Source organism: Ohtaekwangia sp., assembly GCF_036568665.1.
GTDB lineage: Bacteria > Bacteroidota > Bacteroidia > Cytophagales > Cyclobacteriaceae > Ohtaekwangia.
The window spans coordinates 1-13,409 of record NZ_DATCSD010000146.1 but is presented as its reverse complement, the minus strand read 5'-3'; the positions used below and the strand labels follow the sequence as shown (position 1 = coordinate 13,409).

The following is a 13,409-nucleotide window of genomic DNA, read 5'->3' as shown; positions in this document are numbered from 1 at the left end:
AGTTTGTTGCGCGGTATAACTTCTCCTGTTTTGAGCTTGATCACATTTTTTCCAAACTCTTCCGGGTTTCCGATACCATATATACAGGATACGGATGCCACTACAATTACATCGCGTCTTCCGGTAAGGAGGGAAGAGGTAGCACTCAGGCGAAGCTTTTCAATCTCTTCGTTTATCGAAAGGTCTTTTTCAATATATAGGTTGGAAGAAGGTATAAATGCTTCCGGCTGATAGTAGTCGTAATACGATATAAAATACTCTACAGCATTTTCCGGAAAGAATTGTTTGAACTCTCCGTATAGTTGCGCAGCTAATGTTTTATTATGACTCAGTACAAGCGTAGGCCGGTTCGATTGCGCAATCACGTTGGCCATGGTAAATGTTTTGCCTGACCCCGTTACACCGAGTAGTGTCTGATGTGCTTCGCCTTCATTAATGCCTCGTAACAGTTGCTTGATAGCATTGGGCTGATCGCCTGTAGGTACGTATTCGCTGTTGAGTTTAAAATCCATGAAGTAAATTAATCGTTATCCGTTAATAGTTAATCGCCAGCGCTGTGAAATAGTTCATCACACTATTTTAAGTGATGAAAGGCCAATTGTGGTTTAACGAGTATGGCTCTGCCGTTGTTTCTTCTTTTCAGTTATTCGTTGCCCGTTATCCGTTAATTGAGTACATCGCAGAGTAATCAAAAGTATTTCCTCTTGAGAGTAATCCTAAAAAAGAAAGAGCCGCCATTGGGCGACTCTTTCTTTTTTTGTTATCTGTTAACGATTAATTATTCCAGATTGTCCACGACTTCTCTGCCTGCACGTGCAGCATCTCTAATCCGTTCTTGATCGTTGCACCGCGCATTTCTGATTTCTGCAAGAACAACGTGCGAGCTGGATTATAGATGAGATCATATACATAGTGCTCGCTGCCAATGTGCTCGTAGTTGAGCGGAGGCATAGCTTCTGTTTTAGGACTCATGCCCAGTGGCGTAGTGTTGATAACCAGTTTGGAATCGGTGATGAGTGCTGGATTTTTTTCAAGGTCTTCGTAAGTAACGACTCCTTTTCTTCCTTCGCGCGATACCAGTTGATATTCGATCTTCAATTTATTCAACGCTTCCTGCACAGCCTTGGATGAACCGCCGGTTCCCAGGACCAACGCTTTAAACGTTCTGTCTTTCGGAAGCCACTTCTCGATTGTTTCGTAGAATGCATCTGAGTCTGTATTGAATCCTTTCAGTTTACCGTCTTTTATCTTGATGACATTTACTGCACCGATCTTCTTTGCAAAGCCATCTACTTCGTCAAGATATTTAAGCACTTGTTCTTTGTAGGGAATGGTAACGTTAAGACCCGTTAATCCTTTTGTATCTTTTAAAAGGCTTTCGATTTCTGTGATGTTGCCTAACGGAAATAATTCGTAGCGATAGTCGCGCAGACCTTCGCGAAAAAATTTCTCATCAAAATATGACTTAGAGAACGAATGACTAACGGTACCTCCGATTAGTCCGAATACTTTTTCCATGTTAGATGTTTGTTTTAAGTCTTGCCGTAATTCTTTCTATTAAAACCACTATAAATACACCGAGCGCCATCATAAGTATGGCTTGAAAAACGTGTGGGTCCTTGCCGGTCAGGGCAAGATAATCCCAGGGTAAAACACTTTTCTCTGCTACCGGTACTTGTTCGCCTGAGCCATTGGTAACATACTGTTGTACCTGGCGCCAGGGCCAAACTTTATTGAGTGAGCCAAGCATGAGCCCAGCCATTAAAGCCACTGCTGCGTTCCGGTAATTATCCAGCACCCAGCTAAAAATTCTGCTGAAACCCAGCACACCTGCAATACCTCCGATCAGGAAGGTGATTAATACCATGCCATTCGATCCCGATACAGCATTAATAACAGCCTGATACCGGTTGATGAACACCAGCAGAAATGCTCCTGAAACTCCCGGCAGCAGCATGCCACAGCTGCAGAGAACACCAGCAACAAAGATCATCCACAAAGCAGCAGGTAATTGTAATGCATTCAGTCGCGTTAATGTGTACATGATTACAATTCCTACAAAAAAACTGAGTACTGTTCCGAGCGACCAACGGGTGATTTTGCGTAAGGCGAGGGGAGCAGCAATGAGGATCAGCCCGAATAAAAATGACCACAATGGAATAGAGTGATGCCGCAGCAGGTATGCCATGGGCTTGGCGAGGAAGAATACGCTTGTAAAAATTCCTGCAAATACGGTGATGAGAAAATTGCCATTGATCTTGTTCCAGAATTCAGCGAAGCGAAACTTCACCAGAAGCATGAAGGCTTCACGATCAATAGCGCGGATGGAGTGGATGAGATCCTGGTGTATGCCTGTGATGAAAGCCACGGTGCCTCCCGATATACCGGGAATGACATCCACGGCTCCCATGCTTAGTCCTTTTACGTAGAGGAGAATATAGTCCAGTGCTTTCTTCAATACGTTATTACCTTAGTCAATTTCAAAAGGCGGAGCAGTGTTTGTTTTTTTCTTTTCTATACCGAGAAAATGTAAAAAGGTATCACCGCGTAATCCGAGACGTATCGTTTCGAGCGGTATAACTTCTTCCGGAGCAATGTTCCCGAGGTTTACATTAGCTCCTAACAATTTGATGAACCATACTTGTTGTGCCTTCTGCGGTGCTTCCCAGATAATTTTCTCGAAGGGAATTTTTGTCAGAATTTCCTGAACAAGTCCTGAGCGAACTTCACCGGTTGAACGGAACAATCCTACGTTACCGCCTTCACGGGCTTCACCGATAACTTTCCAGGCACCGGCATCAAGTTCTTTTTGCATGAGTTCAATCCACTGATAGGGTGGAATGATCTTGTCTGCATCCTTAGACCCAACTTCTGAAAGTACCGTTACCTGTTCTGATAACTTTGATATATAGTCGCATTTCTTATCATGATCAATATCCATCGATCCGTCTGATACTTCTGCGAACGACATGTCAAATTTATCAAGCAGCTTTCGGTAATCATCAAACTGATCGCGAATAACAAAAGCTTCAAAGAGTGTTCCTCCGAAATATACTGGTATGCCTGCGTCTTTGTAAACCTGCAGTTTATCCTTCAGTCGTGGTGTGACAAATGATGTGGCCCATCCTAATTTAACAATATCAATGTGATCCGCACAGGTACTGACAAAGTCTTCGGCTTCACGGATACTCAGGCCCTTATCCATGGCCATGGTAAAACCGTATTGCCTGGGCTTTTTAGTACGCTCAGGCAGGTTGTTAAGGTCGTAATTCATTAATTATTGTCTTTTCTAAACTGCTCAATGATCTTATACAAAGCCTTTTGAGTTTCCATTTTCGGAAAGAAATCAAACAAGGCAGTGTGACCATCGAAGTCCAAAATTAAGGCATTTTCCAAATAATTAAAGGCTTCTTTAAAACGGCCTGATTCTATGAGGTAGACAACCATGCGATAGAAGAGCTCGGCATCGTCAGGAATTTCGTCAAAACCAGCCATCAGCGTCTCAATAGCCTTATCGTGAGCACCTTGCTCATAGTAAATGAACGACCAGTTCAACCAGATCTCTTTGTCGTTCGGATCAAGTTTACTGGCTTCTTCGTAGGCGTCTATGCTGGAAACTGTATTGCCAACTTTAAATTCTGCATGTGCTACAGCTTTCCAGTATTCAGAATTTTCCGGGTGGATTTTTAATGCTTTGTTATAGAAGTGAAGCGCCTGATACCACTTCTCTTGTTTCTCCAGGCATGCTCCCGCACCAAACCAGGCTTCATCATAAAGTGTATCCAGTTTGGATGCTTTCTGAAAATATTTCAGACCTAATTCATATTGCTCCAGACTCTCGTACGCTGCACCAAGGCAACAATATACTTCCGGACTAGGACCTTCTATATCGATCGTTTTACGAAATGAGTCGAGTGCTTTTGTATACTCACCCATATTCATATAGGTGTTACCTGTATTGAAGTAAGCAGAAGCAAACGATTCGTCTATTGTTATAGCATAGTCGTATGCGTGCAGTGCTTCTTCAAATTTCTCAAGCTTGTTATATACTATACCGAGATTATACCATGCCGCGGCAGAGTATGGATCTTCGTCTATAAATTTCTGATAATATTCTATGCTGCTTTCAAGCTGGCCGGTAACATCAAGACAAAAAGCAAGTTCATATAAAGCACCATCGTGATTGATGTTGATCTCAATAGCCTGCTTGTATGCATCTATCGCCTGGGTATAATTTTCCATGCTTTGGTACGCAAGGCCAATGCTATAGTATACTTCGTCTTTATCATCGGCAAACAACAATGCCTGCTCGAAATTTTCGATCGCGTCTTTGTGATTTCCCTGCAGGGATAATACAGATCCCTTCGTTAAAAATATTTCAGGATCATTTGGCTGCAGTGCATGTGCCTGATCGAGCAGATCCAATGCTTCGCTATATTCTTCCAGATTGGTAAGAATCTGCGCTTTTATAGTGATCAGCTCAGTTGAAAAAGGATATTGACTGATGGCTTGATTAACAGCCTGCAATGCTTTATTGTGTTTGCCACGGAACATGTAGAAATCAATGATCTGTTCGTAGGCATCTAAATCAAAAAATTCGGCTTTCTTTTTACGGAGATGGTCTTCAAATCTTCTAATCAGCTCGTTTCCTTCTTCTTCTCGTTTGCGGTATTCTCTCGCCATGTACTAAAAGGTTTTCCTAAAATAGGTAAATTCTAACGTAAAGCTACGACCTTTCATTCTATTTTTTGACCGACATTTTTTCCCTGTAATATTGGCAACACCAGTCAATACTTCTATCAATCGGTTGAAACTCAAAAGATAAAAGTTTCTTAATCTTCTGGTTATCATATAAAAATTCCGTACCGGCTATTCTGGCAGTCTCGCGTGTGATGAGCGGTTCGCTGCGTGTGAACCATGTCCGGATATTTTCTAATCGGGCAATGATTTTTAAAGTCGATGAATTGAGTTTTATACCGGGTGCTTTCTTCTGAAACTGCTGTGCTAAATCGGTAAAGAAATTTTTAAACGAGATATTGCCTGCGTTGGCAATGAAACGTTCTCCTTCTACAGGTTGATGCAACATACGACAAGCAATATCGGCCACATCGCGTACGTCTACATAATTCATATACCCGTCAGTATAAAATGGTTTTTCATCCCACACATACTTAAAAAGTTTTGCGCTGCTATTGTTCCAGTTGGCAGGTGCCAGTATAATGGATGGATTTATAATTACTGTACTGAGACCCTCTTCCTGTCCGCGAAAAACTTCAAGCTCTGCAAAGTATTTTGATTCTGCATACTGACTGTTCACAGAATTGGCAACCCATTTATTTTTTTCATCTATAGTGCGCTGTTCTTTTTGTCTTCCCAATGCAGCAACAGAACTGATGTGTACTAATCGCTTGACACTTTTTACCAGGCATGCATTTACTACATGGCGAGTACCCAGCATATTGATGTCCATCAGCATGTTGGCTTTGCGCGGATTGAACGATACTACGGCTGCAGCGTGTATTACGTGCGTTACATCTTCCAGTGCTTCCAGTAATGATACTTCGTCTGTAACATCAGCATTGCGCCAGGTGATGGCGTGCGCTATATCTTGCAATAATGATATATCGCTATTCTCGCGCTTCAATGCCACGAAGGGTTCTCTCAATTCAACAAGCTTGCGGATAATAAAACTTCCAAGAAGTCCGTTGGCACCGGTTACAGCAATCATCGCGATCTGGTTTTGCAGTTCTGTTAATGCAGATCAAAAATATTTATAGTATTGATCTGTGTTTGCCCGCCCACGTTATAATGTGTTATTGAGCAGCGGTAAAGATAGAGCTTTTTGAAAGTACTTCAGCTTTTGTGCTTCGCTGATAAGTTTAATGTGCTGCTGGGAGTGGCAGTCACTTCCAAGAAAATGTACCCAGCCACGATCGATCAGTTTTTGTGCAGTGGATTGTGCCTCTTTGGAATAATACCCTGTTATCGAACTGATGTTTACCTGGAACAGTACACCTCGTTGTAATAAGTCTTCGAGTTTCTCCAGATTGTTTTGCAGGTAAATATAGCGCTCCGGGTGTGCGAGCACAGGTTTATACCCATTGGTGGCAGCAAGAAAAATAAATTCTTTGAGATTAAAAGGCTCTGTAATAAAGTTCGTTTCAAAGAGCAGGTATCGTTTGCCAAAAGAAAGCATCGGTTGTTTTTTTTCAACCATGCCAAATACATGCTCATCGAGGTAATACTCTGCTGCTGCCTCTATATGAATGTCGATCTGTTTTTCTTTCAGGTATACTTTCAGTGCTTCGAGTCTGGTAAGTATATCTTCACTTGTATTGCGATAGGTATCGCTCATTACGTGTGGAGTGGTAATGAGTTTGGTGTATCCTAATTTTAAAAATTGTTGGATAACAGCTTCTGATTGTTCGAAGGTTTCCACACCATCATCCAATCCCGGTAAAAGATGGGAGTGAATGTCAGTCGTTATGGGAGTGGTGACTGAAGGTGTTTTTTTTCGAAACCAGTTGATCACGCTTTTATTTTAAACAAGGACTTGATCTTGTCTACATTGCCGCGTTCTTCTGCTTCATAATAACCGTAGCCGTAGCCTGATGATTTTTTATGAGAGGATGGAAGTGCATTGAGCAACGTAGTAACATTAACGATCTTATTGATTGAAACGATGCGCTGCAAGTTGAAAAGAAATTCCCGTTTGGAATAATTCGCTCTGAAAATATAGATCGATATATCGGCACGTTTCATAGCCTGTATACCATCTGTTACTAGTCCTACCGGAGGCGTATCGAGAATAATTACATCGTAACTCTTTTTGAGATCTTCCAGCAGGCTTGAAAATTCTCCATTCAACAAAAGCTCTGACGGATTTGGTGGAATTGGCCCCGAAGGTATATAATCCAGAAAGTCGAGATTCGTTTTCAATACACAATCTTCCCAGCTATCTTTTTTGATCAGTATTGTGCTCATGCCTTTGGTGGGATCAGGCACATGCACGGGTAGATATGTTTTTGCTTTACGCATATCGAGATCGATGAGTAAAACTTTCTTGCGCGAAAGGGCCATGGCACCTCCCAGGTTTAGTGCGAGGAAAGATTTACCCTCACCCGATATAGTGGAAGATATAGCGATAACTTTTTGCGGACCACTGGTGCGAAAGAAATCAAGATTGGTGCGTAATGTTCTGATTGCTTCGCTCACCATTGATTTAGGATGACTGATAACATGCAACCCCTCGCTGGCCGAGTAACGAGAGGAGGGAACCACACCCAATACAGGTACACCGCTGATGCGCTCCAACTCTTGCAGGTTGGTAATTTTGTTGTGCATCAGGTATAAAAACCCGACAAAGAAAAATATAGCGACCAGGCTCGTAACGAATCCTATACCGACAATAATCTTTCGGTTGGGAGATATAGGGGTGCCGGGCGTAGTGGCAGGCGAGAGAATTTTGAAGTCGGGAGTTGTGCCTGCCTGCGCTATTTCAAATCCTGATTTAGTCTGCATCAGGGAGAGATAGAATTCTTCGTATAGTTTATAGAAGCGCTGATTCTTGGTATACTGTGTATTCTGATCAGGCATATTTACAAAAGCAGATTCAAGACTTGCTTTGCGCTGATTCATCTCCTGGAGTTTTTTCATCCAGTCGGTCTTGAGTTCGGTTAGTTGCTCAAATGTTTTCTCTGCGCGTGTATCGATCTCGTGCTGCTTCTCACGATAGGCAAGTGTACTTTCATTGTATGATAGTTTCAGTTTTTCCTGCTGCAGTAATAATGTTTGTACAGCATCTATATCTTTGAACAGATACTCAGGCAGCGCTTGTCGAATAGAAGGAGTAACAGAGAAATTCTTTGCCTGCAATCCATCCATCAGTTTATTTACTTCCCCAATTCTACGTGTTACTTCATAACGTTGTGAATCGATCTTGTTAATACTGATAATGGTTTTGCGCAGGTCTTCCTGCAGATCGTTGGTTTTGTTTTTAAGGGTGAAGCGTTCGAAATAATCTTCAAAGCCTTCCATCTTCAGTTCGATCTGAGTCAACTCGTTGTTCAGCCAGTCGATCTTTTGTTTTGTAGTAAGCTTTTTTTGTTCGTAGCTGTAATGAAGATACGTTTTATCTATAGTGTGAACGATCGCTTGTGCCTTTGCAGGATTATAATCTTTAAAAGCTATGCGAATCGTTTTAGCGGCATAATTGAGTGGCTCCACAGAAAGATTGGAGATCAGGTAACTCAGAAGCACATCATGACTGTTGATCACAAAGAAAAATTCAATCTCACCTTCTGAAACGAAATCCTTGTTTTTTGTCAATGTCAGTTCGATACCCTCTGTGCGTACAGGCTTACCGTAATGTCCGGAGATTCGCTTGTTACCTTCAGCCCAAACCAATGTAAAGGTTTCAGGTGATTCTTTCTCCAGGAAAAATGGCTGATTGAAATAGTATGGATCTTCAATTTTGAAATTTACCCATACCGGTGTGTTAGTGAATAACTCGTGGTTTAATACTTCGCCTTTACTGAAATAACTTACTTCAAGATCCAATGAGTCGAGAACCTGTTCCAGAAAAAGTCTGGAGCGGATCATTTCAATTTCACCGGAGATCAGGTCTGTACTTTGTGTTTGTTCTCCAGCCAGCATGTTGATGCCGAGTTCAGAAGCTTCGTCTTTTACATCCAGCTTGATCTCCGAAGATGATTCGTAGCGGTCCTGTGTATAGCGTATAATGGTATAGGCGGTGATGTTGATCACCAGAAATATCAGTACGATCCAAACCAGGTTATTGAATAAAATAATCCTGAGCTTGCTGAAATCAATGCCTTCAGTTGAGATAGGGTTTGGATTGATATTGTTTTTTACAGACTCCACGCAAAGGCATTATAAGGTTAGAAGAACAACGATGAGCGTTGTAAGACTCGTGATAACGCTGATAACCGGTCCATAGTCGCGAAGTCCCTCAACCAGTGGTCTGCGGATCGGCTCAACATATACTATATCTCCAGGTTTGATCAATATATTGTTCTTCGTATATCCTTCAAAAGTAGTAAGGTCTGCTACAAACAAGGTGTCTCCGCGCAATACACGAATGTTGGATGCGCGACCATCGTTATTTATACCTTTGGCAAGTGCCAACACTTCGGTTAAGTGCATGTTCTCGTTCGTGAGTGGTATAACCTGTCCGCCCGGAGAACCCAGCACAACAACACGCTTGTTGGTATATTTTAAAACAACAAAAGATTGCTTGTAATACTTTTCGTACTCTTTCTGCAGTATCTCTTCTGCCTGTAGTATAGTAAGTCCTTCTAATTTCAAGGTGCCGACCATAGGCAGTTTGACTACACCTTCATCGGTGATGAGATACGTATTTGCTTTTTTCTTTTCCGTGCCGCCAGCCGCGTTATCCTGGTCGATATAGTTATTCGGATCGATCAGTCTCTCCCCCTGATTGGTATATACTTCTAACTCTAACCGATCGTTCTTCTGAATAATATAGTTCTTCTCTGTTTTGTCAACCTGTCCCTGAATAGCCTGTTTGTTACTTACCTGGAACATGATGTTCTGCTTGTAAGATGCACAAGACGACAGTGTGAGACCTGCGAAGAATGATAAGAGTATAAAATAAAAAATGCGTGCGATTCTCAACTTCTAAAAAGTTATACGGTTAGTTGTGTTATCGTGAAATTACTGAATTTCTCAATAACTCTTCTAGTGTTGGCAATTGTTGATCCTTATCTGAAATGATTGGATTCTGTACCTGCCAGTTGATATTTAGCTGAGGATCGTTCCAGCGTATCCCGTTTTCGGATTCGCGGTGGTAAATATTGGAACATTTATAGAAGAAAACGGAGTCTTCCAGTGCCGCAAAGCCATGGGCAAATCCTTCCGGCACCATCAGCATGTTACACTTTTCAGCTTCCAGCAGGCAGTAATATACTTGGGCAAAAGTAGCAGAGCCAGGACGCAGATCTACTACTACATCGAGAACCCGACCTTGTAAAACTGTTACCAGCTTGGCCTGAGCATAGGGGGGGAGTTGCATGTGTAATCCGCGGATTACACCCTTTTTGGAAAAGGAGCGATTCTCCTGTGAGAATTTGTAATGTATACCTGATTTGTTGAAGGTATCTTCGCGGTAAAATTCATAAAACCATCCGCGGCTATCATTGTAAACAGCGGGGAAAATCTCTACCAGCCCTTCAATGCCGGTTTGTTTTACTTCCATGAAATATAGTCTGTAAGTTTAAGAAACCTTTCTTAACTCGCAGATGGTCTGAAGATATTTGTCTATTACGATGGACTCGCTATATTCTGCTTCTACTTTGGCTCTGCCATTCTCACCGAGAAGCCTGAGCTTCGAGTTCTCAAAACCCGCCATCATCTTCATCTTTTCAGCCAGATCATCAGCGTCTTTCAATTTGCAAAGAAGTCCATTAAAATTGTCTTTCACAACATGATTACATCCCGGAACATCGGTAGCGATTATAGGCTTGGATGAACTGGCTGCTTCCAGCAATGTGCGTGGAGTTCCTTCGCGATACGATGGTAACACAATGCAATCGGCCTGATGTATAAATTGCTGAACGTTATCTGTAGTACCCAGGTATTCGATAGTATTGGTATCGATCCATTCCTGGATAATTTCGGTTTTTATACCCCGTTTATGTTCTGGATCCATAGCGCCTAATACCTGAAAGTGCGCGTTGAATCCACTCGACTTCAACTTACGTATAGCATCTATATACTCCATCACACCCTTGTCGGTAATGAGTCGTGATATAAGAAGAAAAGTAAATTTCTCGTTGCGCTTGAATGTTGAGGGTTTGAATTTTTCAAGATCAATTCCCGAACCCGGTAATAAATCAACCGCGTCTGCACGTACAAGTTTACGATTCACAAATAATTCGCGATCGTCAGGGTTCTGGAAATATACCTTTTGGGCAAAGCGGAAACTTATCTTGTATAGGAAAACAGCGATAGCGGAAACAAGATTCTTCTTGAGGAACACAGTACCCAATCCGCATACGTTATTTACCACGGGAATTTTGAGCAACGATGCTGCCAACGTACCGTACACATTGGGCTTAATGGTATAATGCAGAATGATATCCGGTCTTACTTTTTTGTAAATCGTATAAAGTTCAACGATCAGCGCAGAGTCTTTGATAGGGTTAGCTCCACGACTGTCCATCTTTACTCTATGGTGGATGCACCCGGCTTCTTCTAAAAAGTGGGTATATTCATCTTCCGGTGCGATAGTATGTACTTCGTATCCTTGCGCCAAAAGCGCACGAACGAAATTCATCCTGAAATTGTAAATATTCCAGGAGGTGTTGAGGACGATAGCAATTCTCATCATCGGGCTCTGGTTATGAGAACATTCAAAATCCTACTTCCGACAAATGGTCGAAAAATCAGATGTTTTCGATAATTCTTGGGTTTAGATTCATCAAAGGTAGAAAAAAGTAACCATGACCGGTAACTTGTATAAATATTTATCGCGTATGTTCGCCTCCCGTTAATGATACTATGAAAGATAATTCTTCAACAGCAGTTTTAGTAGCCTTAAGCAGTACACGCACACAGGAAGAAACAGATGAACATCTGGATGAACTTGCATTTCTGGCAGAAACTTCCGGAATAAGAACGGTAAAGCGATTTATACAAAACTTACCGCATCCTGACCATCGTTTTTTTCTGGGTAAAGGAAAACTGGCCGAACTAAAAGTGTTTGTTCATGCCGAAAAAATTGGTAACGTAATATTTGACGATGATTTATCTCCCTCGCAGCTTCGAAACCTCGAACGCGAGCTGAATCCTAAAGAGCAGGAAGATTTTAAGATCAGAATTTACGACCGAAGTCTGTTGATTCTCGATATATTTTTATGGCGGGCGCAAACGGCACAAGCGCGAACGCAGGTAGAGCTGGCCATGAACCAATACCTGCTGCCGCGACTTACCCGCATGTGGACTCACCTGGAGCGTCAGCGTGGAGGAACCGGAACACGTGGTGGTGCCGGCGAAAAAGAAATTGAAACGGACCGGAGAAATATCAAGTACAGGATTTCCTTGTTGAAAGATCAGTTGGAGAAGATAGAGAAGCAACGTGCAACCCAACGCAAATCGCGCAGTAACGTTGTGCGTGTAGCCCTGGTGGGATATACCAACGTAGGAAAATCTACCCTGATGAATTTACTCTCAGGATCTGGTGTGCTGGCAGAGAATAAACTCTTTGCAACAGTTGATTCTACGGTGCGTAAAGTTGTATTTGGAAATATACCTTTTCTCCTTTCCGATACGGTTGGATTTATACGCAAGTTACCGCATCATTTGATCGAGTCGTTCAAGTCTACACTCGATGAAGTGCGGGAGGCGGATTTACTGTTGCATGTAGTTGACTTGGCACATCCGTTTCATGATAACCAGATTGAAGTAGTTTCTAAAACACTAGAAGAGATTGGTGCCGCTACTATACCGACTGTACTGGTTCTTAACAAGATCGATTTGTTCAAAGCACAAAATCCGGATGTGAACCTCGAAGAGATGCGCGGCTTTTATCGCCAGCATGGTTTTGAAGATGTGATTTTTGTCTCGGCTACAACCGATGAGAATATACCTGCCTTTAAGAAACTGATATTTGAGAAAGTAAAGGGGAAACACCTGCAGATATACCCGAATGCTATGAAAGACGGCTACGAATTCTCTCCATGGCCAACGGAAACAACTTGAACAGAAGCATTATTTTTTATCTTTGCGCCCCTTGCTATACAAGTTGATTACAAGGTTAAATCATTTTGGTCCCGTAGTTCAATGGATAGAATAGGAGTTTCCTAAACTTTTGATGCAGGTTCGATTCCTGTCGGGACTACGATAAGGGATTGAGCCATCAATCCCTTCTTTATTTTTTAAACCTGCGTTTTTATACTCAGAAATCAATTTTTGAGAGGCTTTGACTTTCGCAATTGAACAAAGGAAAATGATTTTCGAAAGAAAGCTCGCAGGAATCGAACCTTACAAAAGGATGAAACAAAAGCAGAAAGGCAAATTTTCAATTGAGTATTGTAAAAAAATCTTGAACAAGAGTGGCGATAACTATACGGATGAGGAAGTAATCAAGATAAGGGAGTTCCTCTATTTCATAGCTGAAATGGAACATAAGAACTTTCTGGAGCAAAAACAGGAGAATGTTACAAAACCTTCCAAACCGATGACCTAACCCAATAAAACTTTATAAATATTGCAGTAGATACCAAGGTTCGCAGTTTTTACTTGCATTTAAATTACACTGTTAGCTGCTATATTAAAGGGTATAGTCTCCGGGAAGCTTATACGTTAAGGGCATTTTAAAATCCTCAATTCTTATTGGTTTCAAGTCCTTTAAATAGAGATGCTTAATC

General features: G+C 41.8%; 13 protein-coding genes and 1 tRNA gene. 3 read left to right on the top strand and 11 right to left on the bottom strand.

The window, feature by feature from the left end; genetic code table 11:
- The 11 genes from VIN08_RS07905 to VIN08_RS07855 all read right to left on the bottom strand — a co-directional run.
- A partial coding sequence (locus VIN08_RS07905; RefSeq protein WP_331962802.1) for a DEAD/DEAH box helicase family protein occupies window positions 1-512 on the bottom strand: 512 nt, incomplete at its 3' end.
- 262 nt (window positions 513-774) lie between these two features.
- Window positions 775-1,518 carry a shikimate dehydrogenase gene (aroE, locus tag VIN08_RS07900; protein ID WP_331962799.1) on the bottom strand — a complete coding sequence of 248 codons (744 nt, stop codon included), beginning with the start codon at window positions 1,516-1,518 and terminating at the stop codon, window positions 775-777.
- A 1-nt stretch (window position 1,519) separates the two neighbouring features.
- Entirely contained in the window at window positions 1,520-2,458 is a 939-nt protein-coding gene (locus VIN08_RS07895) for a DUF368 domain-containing protein (protein ID WP_331962796.1), read from the bottom strand.
- Between the two features lie 12 nt (window positions 2,459-2,470).
- Entirely contained in the window at window positions 2,471-3,274 is an 804-nt protein-coding gene (locus tag VIN08_RS07890) for a phosphosulfolactate synthase (protein WP_331962793.1), read from the bottom strand.
- Window positions 3,274-4,683: a tetratricopeptide repeat protein gene (locus VIN08_RS07885; RefSeq protein ID WP_331962791.1), complete on the bottom strand. Its 1,410-nt coding sequence runs from the start codon at window positions 4,681-4,683 to the stop codon at window positions 3,274-3,276. The genes VIN08_RS07890 and VIN08_RS07885 overlap by 1 nt, the downstream gene beginning before the upstream one ends.
- A 58-nt stretch (window positions 4,684-4,741) precedes the next feature.
- Entirely contained in the window at window positions 4,742-5,728 is a 987-nt protein-coding gene (locus VIN08_RS07880) for an NAD-dependent epimerase/dehydratase family protein (RefSeq protein WP_331962788.1), read from the bottom strand.
- A 75-nt stretch (window positions 5,729-5,803) separates the two neighbouring features.
- The gene (locus tag VIN08_RS07875) at window positions 5,804-6,532 is read right to left on the bottom strand and encodes a tyrosine-protein phosphatase (protein WP_331962785.1); all 729 of its coding nucleotides are present in this window, start codon (window positions 6,530-6,532) and stop codon (window positions 5,804-5,806) included.
- Window positions 6,529-8,883 (bottom strand): GumC family protein, encoded by a 2,355-nt coding sequence (locus tag VIN08_RS07870; RefSeq protein WP_331962782.1) that lies wholly within the window; start codon window positions 8,881-8,883, stop codon window positions 6,529-6,531. Before VIN08_RS07870 ends, VIN08_RS07875 begins: the two co-directional genes overlap by 4 nt.
- A gap of 9 nt (window positions 8,884-8,892) precedes the next feature.
- The gene (locus VIN08_RS07865) at window positions 8,893-9,657 is read right to left on the bottom strand and encodes a polysaccharide biosynthesis/export family protein (RefSeq protein WP_331962779.1); all 765 of its coding nucleotides are present in this window, start codon (window positions 9,655-9,657) and stop codon (window positions 8,893-8,895) included.
- A 28-nt stretch (window positions 9,658-9,685) separates the two neighbouring features.
- Window positions 9,686-10,237 (bottom strand): dTDP-4-dehydrorhamnose 3,5-epimerase, encoded by a 552-nt coding sequence (rfbC, locus tag VIN08_RS07860; RefSeq protein ID WP_331962776.1) that lies wholly within the window; start codon window positions 10,235-10,237, stop codon window positions 9,686-9,688.
- A gap of 18 nt (window positions 10,238-10,255) precedes the next feature.
- The gene (locus tag VIN08_RS07855; RefSeq protein ID WP_331962773.1) at window positions 10,256-11,371 is read right to left on the bottom strand and encodes a glycosyltransferase family 4 protein; all 1,116 of its coding nucleotides are present in this window, start codon (window positions 11,369-11,371) and stop codon (window positions 10,256-10,258) included.
- 170 nt (window positions 11,372-11,541) lie between these two features.
- On the opposite strand from VIN08_RS07855, the gene hflX reads away from it, so the two are divergent.
- The 3 genes from hflX (at window position 11,542) to VIN08_RS07840 (ending at window position 13,228) form a co-directional block, all read left to right on the top strand.
- Entirely contained in the window at window positions 11,542-12,741 is a 1,200-nt protein-coding gene (gene hflX, locus VIN08_RS07850; RefSeq protein WP_331962770.1) for a GTPase HflX, read from the top strand.
- A gap of 67 nt (window positions 12,742-12,808) precedes the next feature.
- Window positions 12,809-12,880 (top strand) — tRNA-Arg (locus tag VIN08_RS07845).
- A gap of 153 nt (window positions 12,881-13,033) precedes the next feature.
- Window positions 13,034-13,228 carry a hypothetical protein gene (locus tag VIN08_RS07840; RefSeq protein ID WP_331962768.1) on the top strand — a complete coding sequence of 65 codons (195 nt, stop codon included), beginning with the start codon at window positions 13,034-13,036 and terminating at the stop codon, window positions 13,226-13,228.
- The last annotated feature ends 181 nt before the right edge of the window (window positions 13,229-13,409 follow it).

Bases quoted from the DNA above. Each gene is read 5' to 3' on its own strand.
- VIN08_RS07885 (WP_331962791.1), bottom strand. From the start codon at position 4,683: ATGGCGAGAGAATACCGCAAACGAGAAGAAGAAGGAAACGAGCTGATT.
- VIN08_RS07880 (WP_331962788.1), bottom strand. From the start codon at position 5,728: ATGATTGCTGTAACCGGTGCCAACGGACTTCTTGGAAGTTTTATTATC.
- rfbC (WP_331962776.1), bottom strand. From the start codon at position 10,237: ATGGAAGTAAAACAAACCGGCATTGAAGGGCTGGTAGAGATTTTCCCC.
- hflX (WP_331962770.1), top strand. From the start codon at position 11,542: ATGAAAGATAATTCTTCAACAGCAGTTTTAGTAGCCTTAAGCAGTACA.
- aroE (WP_331962799.1), bottom strand. From the start codon at position 1,518: ATGGAAAAAGTATTCGGACTAATCGGAGGTACCGTTAGTCATTCGTTC.
- VIN08_RS07890 (WP_331962793.1), bottom strand. From the start codon at position 3,274: ATGAATTACGACCTTAACAACCTGCCTGAGCGTACTAAAAAGCCCAGG.
- VIN08_RS07840 (WP_331962768.1), top strand. From the start codon at position 13,034: ATGAAACAAAAGCAGAAAGGCAAATTTTCAATTGAGTATTGTAAAAAA.
- VIN08_RS07855 (WP_331962773.1), bottom strand. From the start codon at position 11,371: ATGATGAGAATTGCTATCGTCCTCAACACCTCCTGGAATATTTACAAT.